A 19,311-nucleotide genomic window follows, 5' to 3' on the forward strand; every position below is an offset into this window, starting at 1 on the left:
CAGATGACCCCGACGGGATTCAGCGTGACCGACCTCGATCTCGACCTCGACGCCGACCTCGCCGCCGAACGCGAGCACCTCGCCACCTCCCGGGCCGCCCTGGCCCAGATGCGGGAACGCGCCCAGGCCCTCTTCTCCACCGGCGACCAGGTGGCCGGCGACGCGTACGCGGCCGAGACGCTCGGGCGCACCCTGGCCCGCCGGGTCGCCGAACTCGCCGACGACCCCACCACGCCGCTCTTCTTCGGTCGCCTCGACTTCGGCCCGGCGACCGGGGCCCCGCCCGCCGGCGACCCGCCCGGCGACCCCGGCGACGGGCCGGACGGGTGGCACGCGGACCACGCCGGGCGGCGCTACCACGTCGGCCGGCGACACGTCACCGACGACCGGGGCGAACCGCTGGTGCTGGACTGGCGGGCCCCGGTCTCCCGGTCGTTCTACCGGGCCAGCGCCCGCGACCCGCAGGGCGTGGCCGTACGGCGCCGCTTCGGGTTCAGCAACGGGGCGCTGACCAGCTTCGAGGACGAGCGCCTCGACCGGGGCGAGGAACTCGGCACGACCAGCCGGATCCTCACCGCCGAGATCGAACGGCCGCGCGTCGGGCCGATGCGCGACATCGTCGCCACCATCCAGCCCGAGCAGGACGAACTGGTCCGGGCCGACCTCGCCGACTCGATCTGCGTGCAGGGCGCCCCGGGCACCGGTAAGACGGCCGTCGGCCTGCACCGGGCCGCGTACCTGCTCTACCTACACCGGGAACGGCTGCGCCGCTCCGGCGTGCTGATCGTGGGGCCGAACCGGGCCTTCCTGTCGTACATCGCGGCGGTGCTGCCGGCGCTCGGCGAGGTGGAGGTCGAGCAGGCCACCGTGGAGGACCTGGTCGGCCGGGTGCCGGTGCGGGCCGTCGAGGACCCGGCGGTGGCCGCGGTCAAGCACGACGCCCGGATGGCCGAGGTGCTGCGCCGGGCGGTCGACGCGCACATCGGCGAGCCGACCGAGCCGATCATGGTGTCGGACGGGTCGTTCCGTTGGCGGATCGGGCTGGACCCGCTGCACCGGGTGGTCCAGGAGACCCGCCGGGAGCGCCTGCCGTACGCCACGGGGCGCGAGCGCGTCCGGGCCCGGGTGGTGGCGCTGCTGCAACGGCAGGCCGAGGCGCGGCGCGCCGAGTCCCCGAGCGACGCCTGGCTGCGCCGGATGGGCAAGGCCACGCCGGTCACCGCCTTCCTCGACGCGGTCTGGCCGGCGCTCACCCCGGAGGGGCTGGTGCACGCCCTGCTCACCGACCCGCAGCGGCTCGCGGCGGCGGCGGACGGGCTGCTCGACGCCGAGGAGCAGGCGCGGCTGCGCGGGCTCGTCGTCGCGGACCCCGGGTCCGACCCGACGGCGACGGCCGGCACGACGCCCGCCCCGGCGCGACGCTCCGCCCCGGCCGGCACGAAGCTCGGGCGCACGCCGAAGGCCACGAAGTGGACGGCGGCCGACGCCGTGCTGATCGACGAGGCGGCCGGGCTGATCGAGCGGCCGGGCGGCTTCGGGCACGTCGTCGTCGACGAGGCCCAGGACCTCTCCCCGATGCAGTGCCGGGTGATTGCCCGGCGCAGCGAACACGGGTCGATCACCCTCCTCGGCGACCTGGCCCAGGGCACCGCCCCGTGGGCCGCCGCCGACTGGCGGGAGTCCCTGCGCCACCTCGGCAAGCCGGACGCCGTCGTGGTCCCGCTGACGGTCGGCTTCCGGGTGCCCGCCGCCGTGGTCGCGTTCGCCAACCGGCTGCTGCCGGCGCTCGCCGTCGACGTACCCCCGGCCGAGTCGCTGCGCCGCGACGGCGCGCTGGACGTGCGTACCGTCGACGACCTGGTCGCCGCGACGGTGGCCGAGGTGCGCGCGGCGCTGACGTTCGACGGCTCGGTGGCGGTGATCGCCGCCGACGACGCGGTCGGCGGGCTGCGGGCGGCGCTGGACGCCGCCGGCCTCGACACCGCTACCGTCGACGAGCCGGCCGCCGTGGCGCGCGTCACGGTGGTGCCCGCGACCCTGGTCAAGGGCCTGGAGTACGACCACGTCATCGTCGTCGAGCCGGCGGCGATCGTGGCCGCCGAGCCGCGCGGCCTGCACCGGCTCTACGTGGTGCTCACCCGGGCGGTCTCCCGCCTCGCCGTGCTGCACGCCCGACCGCTGCCCGCGCCGCTCGGGTGACCCCGGCGGCTTGCGCCGGGAAGGTAGACAGGTGTCCGTGACAGCCACGACGAGCGCCCCGTGATCCTGGCCCGCGCCCAGGCGGTCAGCCGCCGCTACGGCGACGTGCTCGCCCTCGACCGGGTCGACCTGGAGGTCCCCGCCGGCGAACTGGTCGGCCTGCTCGGCCCGAACGGGGCCGGCAAGAGCACACTGCTGAACCTGCTCGTGGGGCTGCGCCGGCCCACCGCCGGCCGGGTTGAGCTGTTCGGCGGCGACCCGCGCGACCCGGCGAGCCGGCGGCAGATCGGGGTCACCCCGCAGGAGACGGGCCTGCCCGGCACGCTGCGGGTGGGCGAGGTGGTGGACTTCGTCGCCGCCCACCACCCCGACCCGGTCCCCCGGGGCGAGCTGCTCGACCGCTTCGGCCTGGGCGAGCTGGCCCGGCGGCAGACCGGCGGCCTCTCCGGCGGGCAGCGCCGCCGGCTCGCGGTGGCGCTCGCCTTCGTCGGCCGACCCCGGCTGGTGCTGCTCGACGAGCCGACCACCGGCCTGGACGTCGCGGCGCGGCACACCCTGTGGGAGGCGATCCGGGCGTTCCACGACGACGGCGGCACCGTGCTGCTGAGCAGCCACTACCTGGAGGAGGTCGAGGCGCTGGCCCGGCGGGTGGTGGTCATCGGGCACGGCCGGGTGCTGGCCGACGACACGGTGGACGCGGTCCGGGGGATCGTCGGCGTACGCCGGGTCAGCCTGGTCGCCGACGGCCTGCCCGCGCTGCCCGGAGTGGTCCGCACCGAGCGGGTCGACGGCCGCACCCACCTGCTCACCACCGACGCCGACGAGCTGGTGCGGGCCCTGGTCACCGCCGGGGTCGCGTTCGCCGACCTGGAGGTCCGCCCCACCTCGCTGGAGGAGGCGTTCCTCGCCATCACCGCCGCACCGGGCTCGGAAGCCGACCGTCCGACGACCACCGTGGCCGGCCCGCCGGCCACCGCCTGAGGGGACGGATCTGATGCGCCTCGCCCTGGTCCACGCCCGCTACCAGCTCCTGGAGACGGTCCGCATCCCGGTCGCCGTCGTCGGCAGCGCCTTCTTCCCGGCCGTCGCGATGCTCTTCTTCGTGGTGCCGTTCGCCGGGAAGGACCCGGTCGGTGCCACCTACGCCACCGCCGCGATGGTCACCTTCTCGGTGATGAGCGCGAACATCTTCCAGTACGGCGTCGGGGTGGCCGAGGACCGCGACCAGCCCTGGAACCCGTACACGCGGACCCTGCCGGCCGGCCCGGCACCGCGCTTCGCCGGGCGGGTGCTGGCCGGGCTGGCACTCACCTACCTCTCCCTAGTTCCGGTGGTGGCGATCGGGGCGGCGCTCACCGAGGCGCGGATCAGCGCACCGGCGTTCCTGCTGGCCCTGGCGATCGTCACGGTGATCTCGGTGCCGTTCACGTTGCTGGGTCTCGCCATCGGCTACTCGATGCCGAGCAAGGCGGCGATCGTGGTGGCGCAGGTCGTCTTCTTCCCGCTCGCCTTCGGGGGCGGGCTGCTCTCCGCACCGGACCAGGCGCCCGGGTTCGTCGAGGCCGTCGCGCCGTTCCTGCCGACCCGGGGCGCGGTGGAGCTGATGTGGGCGGCGGTCGGCGACTACCCGGTCAACCCGCTGTCGATGGTCATGCTCGGGGTCTGGGTGGTGCTGCTGGCGCTGCTGGCGGGGTGGGCGTACCGGCGCGACGAGGGTCGACGGTTCAGCTGACGTTTCCTCGGATCCGCCGCGGGGCGCGGCGGGTCGGTGCCACGATTCCGGCAGGGGCGTGCCGACGTGGCCGTCCCCCGCCGAGAGGGGTCCACGTGAGCACCGTCCCGCCGGGCACACCCTGCTGGGCCGACCTCGCCACCCCGGGCCTCGTCGAGGCGCGACGGTTCTACCCCGAGCTGTTCGGTTGGACCGGTCGGATCGACCCGCAGCCCGAGGCAGGCGGCTACACGTTCTTCCTGCTCGGCGGGCGGGCGGTGGCGGGCGCGGGCCCGCCGGCCGTCCCCGACCAGGTGCCGATCTGGTCGACGTACCTGGCGACCGACGACGCGGACCTGGTCGCCGGCCGGGTCGAGCGGGCCGGCGGGCAGGTCGTGGTGCCCCCGTTCGAGGTCTTCGACCAGGGGCGGATGGCGGTCTTCGCCGACCCCGCCGGGGCGACGTTCAGCGTCTGGCAGCCGATGTCGATGCCCGGGGCCGAGGTCTTCGACGTCCCGGGGGCGCTGACCTGGACCGAGCTGGTCACCCCCGACCCGGAGGGCGCGAAGGTCTTCTACGAGCTGGTCTTCGGCTGGCACCCGGACGACCAGCGGGCGGGCCAGGTCACGTACACCGGCTGGCGGCTGGGCACCCGGATCGTGGCCGGCATGGTGCCACCGCTCGGCGACGGGTTCCCCGCGGACACGCCCGCGTACTGGTCGGTGTACTTTGCCGTGGCCGACGCCGACGCGGCCGCCGCCCGCGCCGCCGAACTCGGCGGCACCATCCTGGTCCCGCCCCAGACCACCCCGGCGGGCCGCTACGCCGCCCTCCGCGACCCCCACGGCGCCCTCTTCAACATCCTCACCCGCCCCTGAGCCCCTCCACCCCCGTCGATCATGCAGTCCGGGTGGGCGTTCACGCATGCTCGCCCCATTCGCGGGGCACCACAACTGCATGATCGACATGGGAGGGAGGGGCGCGGGGCGGGTCAGTGGTGGGGGCGGACCGGGACCACCAGGGGGCCGTGGTCGCCGTCGACGACGCGGACGGTGGCGCGGTACCAGGTGGCGAGGAGTTGCTCGGTGAGCACCTCGCGGGGGGTGCCGGCGGCCACCACCCGGCCCTCGGCCAGCAGCACCATGCGGTCGGCGTACTCGCCGGCGATGGAGAGGTCGTGCATGGTGGCGAGCACGGTCAGGCCGTGCTCGCGGCGCAGCCGGTCGACCAGCTCCAGCACCTCCTGCTGGTGGCCGATGTCCAGGGCGCTGATGGGCTCGTCCAGCAGCAGCAGGGTCGCGCCCTGGGCCAGCGCGCGGGCCAGGAAGACCCGCTGCCGCTCGCCGCCGGAGAGGGTGGCCAGCTCCCGGTCGTGGAACCCGGCCAGGTCCAGCCCGTCGAGCACCTCGTGGGCGGCGGCCAGGTCGGCGGCGGACTCCCGGCCCAGCGGCGCGATGTAGGGGGTGCGGCCCAGCAGCACGTAGTCGAACACCGACATGCCGGCCGGCACGACCGGGGACTGGGCCACGGTGGCGACCACCCGGGCGCGGTCGCGGCGGCGCAGCGCCTCGCTCGGCGTACCGAAGAGGGAGACGGCGCCCGGCGCGGGCAGCAGGCCGCCGACGGCGCGCAGCAGGGTCGACTTCCCGGCGCCGTTCGGGCCGATCACGGTGACCCACTCGCCGGGGGCCACGGTCAGGTCGACGCCGGCCAGGATCGGCGTGCCGTCCAGGCGCACGTGCAGGTCGCGCACCTCGACGGCGGGCACGGTGGCCGCGTCGGGGGCCCGCACGGCCCCACCGTCCGCCGGCCGCGCGGCCGGCACGCGTCGCGCGCTCACCCGAGCACCCGGCGGGAGGTACGCAGCACCAGGACGAAGAACGGGCCGCCGAGCAGCGCGGTGACCACGCCGATCGGGATCTCCGACGGGGCGGCGGCGGTACGGGCCACCACGTCGGTCAGGGCCAGGAAGGCGCCGCCGAAGAGCAGCGAGAGCGGCAGGATCACCCGGTAGCTCGACCCGGCGAGCAGCCGGACGGTGTGCGGCACGATGATCCCGACGAAGCCGATGAGGCCGGACGCGGAGACGGCGGCGGCGGTGCCGAGCGAGGCGGCGGCGATGAGCAGGTAGCGGGAGCGCTGCGGGTGCAGCCCGAGGCTCGCGGCCTCGTCGTCGCCGACGGAGAGCACGTCGAGCTCCCGGCGGTGCAGCAGCACCACCAGGGCGGTGACCAGGAAGTACGGGAGCACCAGCCGCACGTCGTGCCAGCCGGCGGTGGCGAGCCGCCCGAGCAGCCAGGAGTAGACCTGCTGGATGCTGTCGGAGTTGCGTTGCAGCAGGTAGGTCTGCCCGGCCGAGAGGAACGCGGAGACGGCCACCCCGGCGAGGATCAGCGTGGCCGTGGAGCGGCCGCGTCCGCCGGAGACGCCCAGCAGGTAGGTCATCGCCACCGCGCCGATCGAGCCGACGAACGCGGCCAGCGGGATGGTGAGCGGCAGCCCGGTCAGCGCGCCGCCCGCCCCGGCGCCGAGGGTGATCACGGCCGTGACCGCGAGCCCGGCCCCGGCCGCCACCCCGAGCAGGTAGGGGTCGGCCAGCGGGTTGCGGAACACGCCCTGGTAGCAGCCGCCGGCCAGGGCCAGCAGTCCGCCGACCAGCAGCCCGAGCACCACCCGGGGCAGCCGCAGCTCGGTGACGATGGCGATCTCCCGCTCGGTCAGCCCGCTGTCGAGGCGTACCCCGGGAACGAGGTTGAGCAGCTCGGCCGCGACGCTGCCCGGCGGCAGGCTGACCGGGCCGAGGGACACCCCGGCGACCAGCGCGACGAGCACGGCGGCGACGCCGGCGACGAGCCAGCGGGGCCGCAGCCCGGCGGGCCGGGACGCGGGGAGCGTCCCGGCCCGCCGGGCGGGCGGTGCCTGCACGGGCGGACCGGTCATCGACGGGCGCGGGTCACGCGGGGACCTTGGCGGTCGCGTCGACGATCACGCGGAGCAGCTCCACCACGCGGGGTCCCCAGCGGGAGGCGACGTCGTCGTCGAGGGCGACGATCTGGTTGTTCTTCACGGCGGTGACGCCGGCCCAGCCGCCGCGCGCCTTGACCGTCTCCGCGCTCTGCTTGCAGCACTTGGTGTCGGCGAGGAAGACGAAGTCCGGGTCGGCCTTGACGATGACCTCCTGCGAGAGCTGCGGGTAGCCGCCCTGCTTGCCGTCGGCGTCGGACGCGTCGGCGATGTTCTCCAGGCCCACCATCGTGTAGAGCGAGCCGATGAAGGTCTTGCTGGTGGCCGTGTAGAGCTCCGGGCCCAGCTCGTGGAAGTAGGTGAGCTTCTCGGCGCGCTTCGGCAGGTCGGCGACCAGCTTGGCGATGTCGTCCTTCATCCGCTTGGTCACGTCGGCGGCCTCGGCCGGGTGACCGGTGAGGGTGCCCAGGTCCGTGATCTGCCGGTAGGTGTCCTCCAGCGTGGTCGCCGCCGGGTTCAGCAGGACGGGGATCTTCAGCGCGGTGAGCTGCTCGACGATCTTGTTGGTGTCGTTGGCGAGCACCACCAGGTCGGGGCTCTTGCCGGCGATCGCCTCGGCGTTCGGCTGGTAGCCGGAGAGGTCGCTCTTCGGCGCGTCGGCCGGGAAGTTCGACTGGTCGTCGACGGCGGTCACCTGCTTGCCGGCGCCGATGGCGAAGAGCATCTCGGTGGCCGTCGGGCTGAGCGAGACGATCTTCTCGGGCCGCTTCTCCAGGGTCACCGAGCCGACGGTGGCCGGGAAGGCGGCGCCGGCCGAACTGGCGCCGGCGGCGGGGGTGTCGTCGGAGCTCTTCTCGGCGCAGGCGCCGAGGGCGAGCGCGGCCACCGCGAGGGTCGCGGCGAAGAGCCGGGGGGTACGTCTGAGCACGGGTCCTCCTGTCGGTCGAGGAGCGTGGAGCTTCGCCGACAGGGAGCGGTGGCGCCCGTCCGCGAGGCGCCCTTCCTCGAGAGCGCGAGTCGCGACCACGGACGCAGGCGACCTGGCTCGTCCCCGCCACGCCCCGGCGCGCGGCCGGGTGGCGGGACATCACAGTTGCGGGACAGCGCCGGGCTCGCACCGGCTTCGCTGCGCGTGGTCGGTAGAACGGTAGCGCACGCCCCGGACGTGCCTCGTCGATCCAGGGCGCATCGGCATCCGTTGATCTTCAACGGCGGCGATATGCCCTGGATCGACGTCTGCTGGCCGGTGGTGGGGCCCCGCCGGGGGCGGGGCGGGGCCCCACCACCGGGTCAGGAACTGGTGATGGTGACGTTGTCCACAGCCGCCTCGACCAGGCTCGCGCCCGAGGCGTCCGCCGCCTCCACGAGGATCCGCACCGACTGACCGGCGTACGGGGTCAGGTTGGCGTTCGCCACCGCCCAGGCGCCGTTGCGGTTGGTGGCCGCCCCGGACTGGGTGAACAGGGCCGTGGTGCCGCCGTTGTGCACCACGCTCACCCGCAGGTAGTCGGCCGACGAGGCGTTCGAGCCGTGGGCGAGGTACCAGGCGAGGGAGAGGGTCAGCGTGCCGCTCGACGGCAGGGTCACCGCCGGCGACCGGGCGCTGGTCACGCCGCCGTCGAGGTCGTGGTCACCGGCCGCCGTGCCGGCCAGCGGGCCGGTGACGAGGTCGTTGGCGCCGGCGTACGGGGCGAGCTGCTTCGCCCCGCTGGAGTTGGTCGCCTGGGCGGCGCCCCGCTCCCACACCCCGAGGGTCGCGGTGTCGGTGCCGTTCGGGTTGACGGTCCAGCCGGTGGCCGTCTCGAAGGTGTCCGACCAGACCGTGGTGCCGCCGCCACCGCCGCAGTACTGCGCCTGCTTGCCGATCGCCCGGTACGGGCAGTCGGCGTACTCGCTGAGCAGCAGGACCGCCTCCCGGTTCCGCGAGGTCTGGGCGGGGATCACCTCGTCGGGCGGGTAGAAGCCGCCACCGCCGGCCGAGCCGGGGTACATCTCGAAGGTGTACGCCCAGATGCCGTGCTGGCCCCACATCCAGTCGATGCTGTCCCCGTCGGTGATGTAGAGGTCGCTCGACTGCTGCGGGGTGTAGCCGTTGGTGTTCGCCATCTGCTGGCCCAGCGTGGCGAAGGTGTTGTACTGGTCCGCCGTCATCCCCGGCGCGGTGTTGTTGTACGTGTAGCCGAACGGCCAGAGCACCAGCTCCGAGTAGGTGTGGAAGTCGATGTTCGCCTTGATCTGCTGGGTGCCGCCGACGACCCGGCTGTTGACGAAGTTCCGCAGCGCCTGGGTCTCCGGGGCGGAGAACGCTGACGGGCCCCGGTAGGTGTCCGACGAGGCCGAGCCGGACGAGCCGCCGCAGCAGCCCCACTGGTAGGACCAGTTGCGGTTCAGGTCGGTGCCGACGTACGACGAGCCGCTGTTCGGCTGCCGGTTCTTGCGCCAGGACCGGTACGAGCCGGTGGCGATGTCGTACTCGCTGCCGTCCGGGTTGACCGTCGGCACGATCCAGATCTCCCGGCTGTTCACGATGCTGGTGATCCGGGAGTCGCTGCCGTAGCTGTCGGTGAAGAGGTTGAGCAGGTAGACCGCCATCTCGACGGTCAGGTGCTCGCGGGCGTGCTGCTGGGAGTTGAACAGGATCTCCGGCTCGTTCTCGTCGCTGGCGACGTTGTCGGAGATCTTCACCGCCATCAGGTCCCGACCCTCGTACGAGGAGCCGATGCTGATCTTCCGGGCGATCGAGGGGTGGTCCGCGACCACCTTGTTCACCACGGCGGTCAGCTCCGCGTAGTCGTGGTAGTTGGAGTCGGCGGGCGGGAAGGCGGCCGTGCCGACGTCCCCCTCGGCGTGACTGTGTCCGTGGTCGTCCGCCGACGGGGCGGCGACCGCCTCCAGCCGGAAGCCGAGCCGGGTGATGGCCGCCGCCTCGGCCGGGGTGGCCGAGACGTTCAGCACGCCGTGCTCGACGAAGTCGATGGCGGCGCCGGTGCCGGCGACGGCGGTGCGGTCGTCGACCGTACGCGGGCCGAGCACCCGGTACGACGCCGTCGCGGAGTCGGCCCGGTCCGGGGCCGGCCGGGCTGTGGCCGGCGCGGCGGCGACCGTGAGCAGGGCGAACCCGGCTGCGACGGCGACCGCCAGGCGACGGCGGAGGGTGGTGTTGCGGAAGGCCATGGACAACCTCCTCGGGGGGCGGGAGGAGATCCCGCTCGGTGGAGGACACTTCACCACCGCTCACATGGTCATATCAACATCCATCGTTGCCCACTTACATGCCATCCTGATCCTCACATCGGCAAGGATTTTCCAACTGTCGACCCCTGGCGAAAATTCCTTCCGGGCGGGACACTGACCCGCAACGATCCGTCCGTCCCTGCGGAGGACCCATGGCCAGAACACGCCTGCGTACGGCCGCCCTCGCGGCCGCCACCGCACTCACCCTTCTCGGCACCGCGGCACCCGCCGTGGCCGCCGCACCCGTCGCGGCCCCGTCGACCAGTCGACCGGTGGTCCACGACGAACAGATCACCTTCCAGGACTGGTCCCGCTACCCCGACTGGCGTGGCGGCACCCACGCCGGCACCCGGGCCGTCCCCGGCCTCCGGCCGGGTGTGACGCTGGCCCGGCCGCTCGGCACCACCGACTACACCGATCCGCACACCGGCGTGACCAGGAGCTGGGAGTACGCGACCTGGACCTCCCCGGTCACCCGGATCGGCTTCGACGCCACCGAGCTGATCGCCTCGTGGAACGCGAGCACCCCGGCCGGCACCTGGATCCAGGTGGAGATGCAGGGCACGTACAACACCGGCGTGCAGACCAAGTGGTACGTGATGGGGCGGTGGGCCTCCGGCGACGCCGACATCAAGCGCACCAGCGTCAACCGGCAGGGCGACCCCTGGTCGACCATCTGGACCGACACCTTCAGCATCGACGACGCCTCCGTCGGCGTGCTGCTGCGGGAGTACCAGCTGCGGCTCACCCTCTACAAGGCCCCCGGCCAGCGCGCCGCGCCGGTCGTGCACACGGTGGGCGCGATGAGCTCGAACGTGCCCGACCGGTTCACCGTCGAGCCGAGCGCCGGTGGCATCGCCTGGGGCAAGGAACTCGCCGTGCCCCGCTACTCGCAGAACGTCCACGCCGGCCACTACCCCGAGTACGACGGCGGCGGCCAGGCCTGGTGCTCCCCCACCTCCACCACGATGGTGATCGAGTACTGGGGCCGCAAGGCGTCCGAGGAGGACACCTCCTGGGTCGACCCGACCTACCCGGACCCGACGGTCAACCACGCCGCCCGGATGGTCTACGACTACCAGTACGACGGCGCCGGCAACTGGCCCTTCAACACCGCGTACGCGGCCAGCTTCCCCGGCCTGGAGGCGCGGGTCACCCGGCTGCACTCGCTGGACGAGGTGGAGCGCTTCATCGCCGCCGGGATCCCGGTCGTGACCAGCCAGTCCTTCCTCGCCAGCGAGCTGGACGGGGCGAACTACGGCACCTCCGGCCACCTGTTCGTGGTGGTCGGCTTCACCGCCGACGGCGACGTCATCGTCAACGACCCGGCCTCGTCGAGCAACGAGGCGGTGCGCAACGTCTACAAGCGTGAGCAGTTCGAGCAGATCTGGCTGCGCACCAAGCGGACCAACGCCAGCGGCGGGGTGTCCGGCGGCTCCGGCGGCGTCGTCTACCTGATCAAGCCCACCCTGAAGCCGTGGCCGAAGGTGGCCGGCTCCACCAACTGGTGACCGGTTGACGAAGGGCCCGGCACGGTCGACGACGACCGCGCCGGGCCCTTCCGTCGTGGCCTGCGCCCCCCACCGACCAGCCAGGACGACGGCGCGATCGTCGACTGTTCAGCAGCAGCCGTCGCGGCGTGTCGGGTCGCTCGGGCGTCAGCGTTCCGCTGACCGGGCGCCACCCTGCTGCTCGTCGCCGTCGGGCTCGTCCTCGCCGGCGAGGGCGGAGCGGAGCCGCTCCTTCTCGGCGCGACGGCGCTCGGCGGCGGTGGCCATCTCCTCGGCCATCTCGTCCCGCCAGCCCTTCAGCAGGAAGAACGACAGGGCGGCCGAGAAGGCCAACGCCACCATCAGCTTGATGAAGATGTCCAGGTCGACCAGCCAGAGGGCCGCCAGCACGGCGACGAACAGCCCGATCCGGCCCAGCGTGTACTTGACCGCCGCGCTCACGTTTCCGCACTCCGTTCTCCGCCGCCGGGGCTCCCGGCGGCAGGTTCAGCCCGTCCGGCGGGCCAGCCAGTGGACGCCGTGGAACCAGACCACCGCGTACCCGAGGGTGAAGGTCGCCGCCCCCAGCCCACCGGAGAGCAGCGGCGGGAGACCGGCGGCGAGGCCGGCCACCACGAGCCCGGCGACCACGCCCACCGCGGCGGCCGCCAGCACCGACACCACCCGGGCCGCGCCGAACTCCCAGGCGCGGAAGTCGTCCCAGAACAGCCAGGCCGGCAGGATGATCGCCAGCCAGCCGTTCGACCGCCCGAACTCGCCGCTGCCGATGAGCGCGAACGCCCAGTCGAACAGCACCACCGCCAGCACGCCGATGACCAGGCCGGCCAGGCTCACCCCGAGCAGGTCGCCCAGGGTGAGGATGCGCCCCTCGGCGTCGCGCCGGGGGAACCCGCTCCGCTGCTCGGTCATGGTCTGGAAGGGTACGTGCCGACTCAGGCCCAGACCTGCTGCGGCTCGGCGCGGCGCTCGGCCAGGGACGGCGGGGCGTCGTACTCGCGGACCACCTCGTAGCGGGTGTTCCGCTCGACGGGACGGAAGCCGGCGTCCCAGATCAGGTGCAGCAGGTCGTCCCGGTGCATCGTGTTCGGGGTGCCGTACGAGTCGGCGTCGTGGGTGATCTTGTATTCGACGACCGAGCCGTCCAGGTCGTCGACGCCGAAGTTGAGCGAGAGCTGGGCGACCGACAGCCCGTGCATGACCCAGAAGCACTTCACGTGCGGGACGTTGTCGAAGAGCAGCCGGGACACCGCGAAGGTCTTCAGCGACTCGGCCGGCGACGCCATCGTCGTACGGGCCTGGATCCGGTTGCGGATCTTGCCGTCCGCCGAGTCGACGAAGTCGTGCTGGTAGCGCAGCGGGATGAAGACCGCGAAGCCGCCGGTCTCGTCCTGGAGCTCGCGCAGCCGCAGCACGTGGTCGACCCGGTGCCGGGGCTCCTCGATGTGGCCGTAGAGCATCGTCGCCGGGGTCTTCATGCCCTTGCTGTGCGCCAGGGCGTGGATCCGCGACCAGTCCTCCCAGTGGCAGGCGTGGTCGACGATGTGCTGGCGGACCTCCCAGTCGAAGATCTCCGCGCCGCCGCCGGTCAGCGACTCCAGGCCGGCGTCCATCAGCTCGTCGAGGATCTCGTCGGCGCTCAGGCCGCTGATCTTCTCGAACCACTGCACCTCGGTGGCGGTGAAGCACTTGAGCTTGACGTTCGGCAGCGCCGCCTTCAGCTCGCGCAGCACCTTCGGGTAGTAGCGCCAGGGCAGGGTCGGGTGCAGGCCGTTGACGATGTGCAGCTCGGTGAGCTGCTCGTCCTCCATCTCCTTGGCCTTGCGGACCGCCTCGTCGATGCGCATCGTGTAGGCGTCCTTCTCCCCCGGCTTGCGCTGGAACGAGCAGTACGCGCACGAGGCGGAGCAGACGTTGGTCAGGTTAAGGTGCCGGTTGACGTTGAACATCACCCGGTCGCCGTTGAGCTCGGTGCGCCGGTGGTGCGCCAGCCGGCCGAGCCACGCGAGGTCGTCGCTGTCGTAGAGGGCGATCCCGTCCTCGCGGGTCAGCCGCTCGCCGGCGTACACCTTCGCTTCGAGCTCACGCTTGAGTCCGGCGTCCATCGAAAGCCACGTCCCTTCCACCTGCGGTAGGAATCGAGCGTACGTCGGCCCGCCGACGCCGCCGCAGCATGGTCGGCCCCCGTGGGCCGGTTCACCGAACTCTCAGGCACCCGTTACCTGTCCACGCATCGACATCGCTGCCTGCGTGCGGTAAGACAGGGTGGGACGTTCGCCACACGCTGGTAGCGTCCCCACCGTCGCGCCCACCCGGCGCGGCGTCGCAGGCCGGACGGGGAGCGGAATGGTCGACAGCAGGCACGGGCGACGGCAGCGACGGCGGAGCCCGGTGATCTCGCCGGTGCTGCGCCCGGCGCTCTGGTCCGCCCTGCTCGGCGCCGTCGCCGCGGCGGTCCTCGCCAACCCGGTCCAGGCCGACCCGTCGCTGCCCACCAGCGTCCCCGACACCGGGTCCCGCCCGTCCTACACCGGCCCGCTCCAGCTCCCCGGCGGCACGCCGGTCCCCGGGCTGCCGGGGACGGTCCCGGGCCTGCCGGGCGCTCCCGGGCTGCCGGGCACGGTCCCCGGCGTGCCGGCCGGCAACGTCGGCAACGGCCCGCTCGCCGCCCAGATCTACGCCGCCGAGGCCCAGGTCGGGCAGCTCCGTGACCAGCTGCTCCTGCTCCAGCAGAAGCGCACCGAGGCCGAGGCGCAGCGCGCCACCGCCGAGCGCGACCTCGCCCTCGCCCGGGACGCGGTGGCGCGCGCCCAGGAGGGTGCCGACGCCGCCGCCGCAGGCGCCTTCAAGGCCGCCGCCGCCCTCCCGCCCGGCGAGTTCGCCAACGACCTGCACGAACTGAGCCGGCTCTCCCGGATCATCCGGGGCGAGAAGGCCGAGGGCGGCACCACCGCCGCCGAGGGCGAGGTGTCCCGGGCCCGCGCCGGCGAGCAGGCCGCCAACCAGGCGATGGTCTCGGCCGAGTCCCGCCTCACGGGCGCCAGGACGGAGTACGCCGCCGGCGAGAAGGCCCTGCGCGAGGCCGAGAAGAAGCTGGACAAGCTGAAGCGGGACAACGCCGCCCAGCTCGTCGAGATCGAGCGCCAGCAGGAGGCCGCCGAGCAGCGCCTCGGCGCCGGCTACCTCGGCAACGAGACCGCCAACGGCCTGGCCGCCCACCCGACGGCGCTGAAGGCCCTCGCGTACGCCAAGGCGCAGCTCGGCGACCCCTACCTGTGGGCGGCCGAGGGGCCGGACCGGTTCGACTGCTCCGGCCTCATCTACGCCGCCTACCGGTCGGCGGGCTACTACGGGCTGCCCCGGGTCTCCCGGGACCAGTACTACGCCACCCGGTCCCGCACCGTGTCCCGCACCGCGCTGCTCCCCGGTGACCTGCTCTTCTTCGCCTCCGGCACCAGTTGGACGACGATCCACCACATGGGCATGTACGTCGGCGGCGGCAAGATGATCCACGCGCCGACCACCGGCGACGTGGTGAAGATCTCCACCGTGCGCTGGTCGCGCCTCTATGCCGCCACCCGCGTCATCGGGGCGGTGCCCGCGCCGGTCAGCACCCCCTCGCCGACGCCGACGCCGAGCAAGCCGCCCGCGACGAAGCCGCCGACCAGCCCGAAGCCGACCCCGTCGCCCACCTCGCCGTCGCCGAGCCCGTCGACCTCGCCGTCGGCGACGCCCACCGGCACCCCTTCGCCCAACCCCACGCCCAGCACGTCGACCTCGCCGTCGCCGTCCCCGAGCAGGTCGACCTCGCCGTCGCCGTCCCCGAGCAGGTCGGCCGCCTCCTCGCCGAGCGCCTCGACCGGCAGTGTGGCCCCGACCACGGCGCAGAGCAGCTCCGCTCCGGCGGGCAGCGCGTCGGCCAGCGCGTCGGCGAGCACCGGTAGCTGACCACGTCCCCCGGGCCGGCCGACGGGATCGGCCCCGAGACCGCCCCGGAACGCGCTCCGGCTGTGCCGCCGGGCCGGAATGTGGCACGGTGACAGACAGGCACGCCCGGTCCGATGTCGCGGATCCGGGCGCGAGCGTGCGCGGAGGGCGAGCATGGCCGAGCAAGAGGTTCCGGCGGAGCCGGTCGACCACGGGTCCACGCCCGACCGGAGCCGTGCCGGGGCACCGCATCCCCTGACGTCCGTCGGCGCACCGTCGCCGGCCGCGGCCGGGCCGTCCGGGCCGTCCGGGTCGCCGCCCGAGCCGCCCGCCGACGACGTACGCCGACAGCCCGCCGCGCCGGCCCGGGGCCGGGTGTCCGTGGCCACCGCGACCGCGCCCGGTCAGGATGACGCGGCACCGCCGGCCGGCCCGAGCGCCGGCACCACCTACCGGGCCGCCGGAACGGGCGCCCCGGCCGCCGCCCCGGTCCCCGGACAGCGGGCCACGGCGGGGGCGCGGGCCAGCGCGGCCGTACCGGGAATGCGACGGATGTCGGCCGACGAGGCCGGGGCCGTCCGGTCCCGGACGGGCGAGGCCCGGATCTACCGGGCGGCGCCGGTCAACCCGGAGCCCCCGGAGCCCGCCCAGCCGCCGGAGCCTGCGCAGCCGCCGACCCCACCCGTCCCGGAGCCCGAGCCGGCGCCCACGCCGCCGGTGCCGGGCCCGAACCCGCCGTCGCCGGCCCCTCCGGTCCCGACCCCGACGCCGCCCGTCCCCGGTCCCTACCCGCCCGGCCCGGTGCCCCCGGGGCCGGGGCCCAGGCCGCCGGCGCCGGTACCGCCCCTGCCGGGTCCGCCCACGCCGCCGCCCGGACCGCCGGTGCCCGCTCCGCCGCCCCCGCCCGGCCCGACGCCGGCGCCACCGTTCCCGCCGCCACCCCTCACGGCCGCCGGACCGGTACCGGGCCCCGTCGCGAGCGCGCCGCCGTTCTCCGCGCCCTCGGCGAGCGCGCCGCCGTTCTCCGCGCCCCCGGCATCCGCACCGCCGTTCTCCGCGCCCCCGGCATCGGGGTCGTCGTTCTCCGCGCCGTCGTTCTCCGCGCCGCCGTTCTCCGCGCCCCCGGCGTCCGCACCGCCAGCAGGCGCGCCGGCGTTCTCCGCACCCCCGGCATCCGGGCCGCCGTTCTCCGCGCCGCCGGCTTCCGGGCCGCCGGCCGTGCCCGCTCCCGCCCTGCCGGGCTGGCCGCCGCCCACCAACCCGGGTGACCGCCGGCCCGGCGGCGCCGAGCCGGCCACCGCGCCCCGGGAGGCGCGCCGGCTGAGCGGTCGCGTCGACGGCCCGTCCACGCGCGTCGGGCAGGCCGAGGGCGCCTCCGCGGGCCGCTACGACGGCGGGCCCGACCTGGGCACCATCTACGGTGCGGGTACCGGAGCCGGCACCGAGGGCCCGGGCTTCAGCACCGTCGCGTTCCCGAACAACCCGGTGGAGAACTCCGGCTCGTTGACCGGGCACATCCTGGCCCAGGGCTGGACGGAGACCCCCACCGAGCAGCGGTCCAGCACGACCAAGGTGGTGGTCGTCCTGGCCGCCTCGCTGGGCCTGCTGGTGGCGATCAGCGTGCTGGTCGTGCTGCTCGCCAACGACACGGTGGGCGGGCTGGTGGGCGGCGTCCTGAGCAAGTGAGCCGCGTACGACGACGATGGTGAGCCCGCCCACTACCCGTCCGTGGTCGGGTGGCGGGTTCGTCCCGTCCCCGTACACTGGTGAGGATCACTGACCCGGCGCGCCCTGCGCGCCCATGGGCGATCTTGCGGGCGATTCGGCGGCGTTCAGCTGCGGCAGGCCATCGCGAAGATGCGCCCCGCTCGAAAGGCATTTCTTGACGACCTTTGCTGAACCCAGCACGTTTCTGCCCGCCCTCGACACCGCCGACGCGCAGACCGCCGTCGAGCGGGACGGCACCGCCCAGGACCCGGCCGCTCCGGTGACGCCCGAGGCCACCGACTTCGCCGCGCTGGGGCTGCCCCAGCCGCTGGTCCAGGCGCTCGCCCGACAGGGCATCACCACCCCGTTCGAGATCCAGCGCGCCACCATGCCGGACGCGCTCGCCGGCCGGGACGTCCTCGGTCGGGGCCAGACCGGCTCCGGCAAGACCCTGGCCTTCGGCCTGCCCCTGCTGGCCCTGGTGGCCGACCGCAACCGGGCCCGGCCGCTGCGCCCCAGGGCCCTGGTCCTGGTGCCGACCCGGGAACTCGCGATGCAGGTCAACGACGCGCTGATGCCGCTCGGCAAGGCCGTCGGCGTGTTCCTGAAGACCGCCGTCGGCGGCGTGCCGTACGACCGGCAGATCGACGCCCTGCGGCGCGGGGTGGAGATCATCGTGGCCACCCCCGGCCGGCTGGGCGACCTGATCGCCCGGGGCGTCTGCCACCTGGACGACGTCGAGGTCACCGTCCTCGACGAGGCCGACCAGATGGCCGACATGGGCTTCCTGCCCGAGGTCACCGAGCTGCTGGCGAAGACGCCGGCCGGCACCCAGCGGCTGCTCTTCTCGGCCACCCTGGACGGCGACGTCGACGCGCTGGTCAAGCGGTTCATGACCGACCCGGTGACGCACTCCACCGCGCCGTCCACCGCCTCGGTGTCCACCATGGACCACCACATGCTGCTGATCCCGCCGCACGACAAGTTCCCGGTCACCGCGTCCATCGCGGCCCGGGAGGGGCGGACGATGGTCTTCGCCCGCACCCAGCTCGGCGTCGACCGGCTGGTCGAGCAGCTGGCCGCCGTCGGCGTACGGGCGGGCGGGCTGCACGGCGGCAAGACCCAGCGGATGCGTACCCGCACGCTGGCCGAGTTCCGTGAGGGCCGGGTGAACGTCCTGGTCGCCACGGACGTGGCGGCCCGGGGCATCCACGTCGACGGGGTCTCGCTGGTGCTGCACGTCGACCCGCCGAAGGACCCGAAGGACTACCTGCACCGCGCGGGGCGTACCGCCCGGGCCGGCGAGTCCGGCGCGGTGGCCACGCTGGTGCTGCCGAAGCAGCGGCGGACCACGCTCGCCATGCTGGAGAAGGCCGGCGTGGCACCGGCCGAGACCCGGGTGCGGGCCGGCGATCCGGCGCTCGCCGAGCTGACCGGCGCCCGCGAGCCGAGCGGCATTCCGGTGCGCGTCGAGGCCGAGGAGCCGCGCCGGCACGGCGACCGGCCGGGCGGCCCGCGCCGCTACGGCGACCGCGACACCCGGGGCGAGCGCCGCTACGGCGACCGCCCCCAGGGCGAGCGCCGCTACGGCGACCGTCCCACCGACGGCCGTGGCTACGGCGACCGGCCCCAGGGCGAGCGGCGCTACAGCGACCGCCCCACCGACAGCCGTGGCTACGGCGACCGCCCCCAGGGCGAACGCCGCTACAGCGACCGCCCCACCGACAGCCGCAGCTACGGCGACCGCCCCCAGGGCGAACGCCGCTACAGCGACCGCCCCACCGACAGCCGCAGCTACGGCGACCGCCCTCAGGGCGAACGCCGCTACAGCGACCGCCCCACCGACAGCCGCAGCTACGGCGACCGCCCCCAGGGCGAACGCCGTTTCGGCGACCGGGGCGGCTTCCGGCCCGAGGGCCGGGGGCGCGACGAGCGGCCGCGCGACGACCGGCGGGGCTTCGGCGGGCGTCCGCCCGCGCGTACCCACTGATCACCAGCGTCAGCCACGAACGCCGTCGCGGGGCCCATGCTCCGCGGCGGCGTTCGCGCATCCGCTGCCGG

General features: G+C 74.4%; 15 protein-coding genes. 8 read left to right on the plus strand and 7 right to left on the minus strand.

Going from position 1 to position 19,311, the window contains the following annotated elements:
- The first annotated feature begins 24 nt into the window (after positions 1-24).
- The 4 genes from AB0883_RS12175 (at position 25) to AB0883_RS12190 (ending at position 4,788) form a co-directional block, all read left to right on the plus strand.
- Positions 25-2,199, plus strand: a complete 2,175-nt coding sequence (locus AB0883_RS12175; RefSeq protein WP_366641225.1) for an AAA family ATPase — start codon at positions 25-27, stop codon at positions 2,197-2,199.
- A 60-nt stretch (positions 2,200-2,259) separates the two neighbouring features.
- Positions 2,260-3,180, plus strand: coding sequence for an ABC transporter ATP-binding protein (locus AB0883_RS12180; protein ID WP_366641226.1), 921 nt, complete (start codon positions 2,260-2,262; stop codon positions 3,178-3,180).
- A gap of 13 nt (positions 3,181-3,193) precedes the next feature.
- Positions 3,194-3,931 (plus strand): ABC transporter permease, encoded by a 738-nt coding sequence (locus AB0883_RS12185; protein WP_121397107.1) that lies wholly within the window; start codon positions 3,194-3,196, stop codon positions 3,929-3,931.
- A 95-nt stretch (positions 3,932-4,026) separates the two neighbouring features.
- Positions 4,027-4,788, plus strand: a complete 762-nt coding sequence (locus AB0883_RS12190; RefSeq protein ID WP_366641227.1) for a VOC family protein — start codon at positions 4,027-4,029, stop codon at positions 4,786-4,788.
- Positions 4,789-4,901: 113 nt separating this feature from the next.
- Here the strand turns inward: AB0883_RS12190 and AB0883_RS12195 are convergent, their stop codons facing one another.
- From AB0883_RS12195 to AB0883_RS12210, 4 genes are all read right to left on the minus strand, one after another.
- Positions 4,902-5,702 (minus strand): ABC transporter ATP-binding protein, encoded by an 801-nt coding sequence (locus AB0883_RS12195; RefSeq protein ID WP_366641718.1) that lies wholly within the window; start codon positions 5,700-5,702, stop codon positions 4,902-4,904.
- Between the two features lie 44 nt (positions 5,703-5,746).
- Entirely contained in the window at positions 5,747-6,850 is a 1,104-nt protein-coding gene (locus tag AB0883_RS12200) for an iron ABC transporter permease (protein WP_366641228.1), read from the minus strand.
- A gap of 13 nt (positions 6,851-6,863) precedes the next feature.
- Positions 6,864-7,802, minus strand: a complete 939-nt coding sequence (locus tag AB0883_RS12205) for an ABC transporter substrate-binding protein (protein WP_366641229.1) — start codon at positions 7,800-7,802, stop codon at positions 6,864-6,866.
- Between the two features lie 362 nt (positions 7,803-8,164).
- Positions 8,165-10,048, minus strand: coding sequence for a M14 family zinc carboxypeptidase (locus AB0883_RS12210; RefSeq protein ID WP_366641230.1), 1,884 nt, complete (start codon positions 10,046-10,048; stop codon positions 8,165-8,167).
- Positions 10,049-10,260: 212 nt separating this feature from the next.
- Here AB0883_RS12210 and AB0883_RS12215 point away from each other — a divergent pair, with 212 nt between their 5' ends.
- Positions 10,261-11,619 (plus strand): C39 family peptidase, encoded by a 1,359-nt coding sequence (locus AB0883_RS12215; RefSeq protein WP_366641231.1) that lies wholly within the window; start codon positions 10,261-10,263, stop codon positions 11,617-11,619.
- A gap of 147 nt (positions 11,620-11,766) precedes the next feature.
- Here AB0883_RS12215 and AB0883_RS12220 read toward each other — a convergent pair whose 3' ends face one another.
- The 3 genes from AB0883_RS12220 to mqnE are packed head-to-tail and all read right to left on the minus strand — an operon-like array spanning position 11,767 to position 13,721.
- Entirely contained in the window at positions 11,767-12,060 is a 294-nt protein-coding gene (locus AB0883_RS12220; RefSeq protein WP_366641232.1) for a DUF4229 domain-containing protein, read from the minus strand.
- A 45-nt stretch (positions 12,061-12,105) separates the two neighbouring features.
- Entirely contained in the window at positions 12,106-12,528 is a 423-nt protein-coding gene (locus AB0883_RS12225; protein WP_366641233.1) for a hypothetical protein, read from the minus strand.
- Positions 12,529-12,551: 23 nt separating this feature from the next.
- A complete protein-coding gene (mqnE, locus tag AB0883_RS12230; RefSeq protein ID WP_121397115.1) occupies positions 12,552-13,721 on the minus strand; it encodes an aminofutalosine synthase MqnE in 1,170 nt (389 codons plus the stop codon).
- Between the two features lie 241 nt (positions 13,722-13,962).
- On the opposite strand from mqnE, the gene AB0883_RS12235 reads away from it, so the two are divergent.
- The 3 genes from AB0883_RS12235 to AB0883_RS12245 all read left to right on the plus strand — a co-directional run bounded on the left by AB0883_RS12235 (position 13,963) and on the right by AB0883_RS12245 (position 19,240).
- The gene (locus AB0883_RS12235; protein WP_366641234.1) at positions 13,963-15,564 is read left to right on the plus strand and encodes an NlpC/P60 family protein; all 1,602 of its coding nucleotides are present in this window, start codon (positions 13,963-13,965) and stop codon (positions 15,562-15,564) included.
- 1,197 nt (positions 15,565-16,761) lie between these two features.
- On the plus strand, positions 16,762-17,229 hold the full coding sequence (locus AB0883_RS12240; protein ID WP_366641235.1) for a hypothetical protein: 468 nt from the start codon (positions 16,762-16,764) through the stop codon (positions 17,227-17,229).
- 115 nt (positions 17,230-17,344) lie between these two features.
- A complete protein-coding gene (locus AB0883_RS12245; protein ID WP_366641236.1) occupies positions 17,345-19,240 on the plus strand; it encodes a DEAD/DEAH box helicase in 1,896 nt (631 codons plus the stop codon).
- Positions 19,241-19,311: the final 71 nt, after the last annotated feature.

Source organism: Micromonospora sp. NPDC047812 (genome assembly GCF_040704175.1).
Lineage (GTDB): Bacteria > Actinomycetota > Actinomycetes > Mycobacteriales > Micromonosporaceae > Micromonospora.

Bases quoted from the DNA above. Each gene is read 5' to 3' on its own strand.
- AB0883_RS12215 (WP_366641231.1), top strand. From the start codon at position 10,261: ATGGCCAGAACACGCCTGCGTACGGCCGCCCTCGCGGCCGCCACCGCA.
- AB0883_RS12225 (WP_366641233.1), bottom strand. From the start codon at position 12,528: ATGACCGAGCAGCGGAGCGGGTTCCCCCGGCGCGACGCCGAGGGGCGC.
- AB0883_RS12210 (WP_366641230.1), bottom strand. From the start codon at position 10,048: ATGGCCTTCCGCAACACCACCCTCCGCCGTCGCCTGGCGGTCGCCGTC.
- AB0883_RS12200 (WP_366641228.1), bottom strand. From the start codon at position 6,850: ATGACCGGTCCGCCCGTGCAGGCACCGCCCGCCCGGCGGGCCGGGACG.
- mqnE (WP_121397115.1), bottom strand. From the start codon at position 13,721: ATGGACGCCGGACTCAAGCGTGAGCTCGAAGCGAAGGTGTACGCCGGC.
- AB0883_RS12185 (WP_121397107.1), top strand. From the start codon at position 3,194: ATGCGCCTCGCCCTGGTCCACGCCCGCTACCAGCTCCTGGAGACGGTC.
- AB0883_RS12245 (WP_366641236.1), top strand. From the start codon at position 17,345: ATGGGCGATCTTGCGGGCGATTCGGCGGCGTTCAGCTGCGGCAGGCCA.
- AB0883_RS12235 (WP_366641234.1), top strand. From the start codon at position 13,963: ATGGTCGACAGCAGGCACGGGCGACGGCAGCGACGGCGGAGCCCGGTG.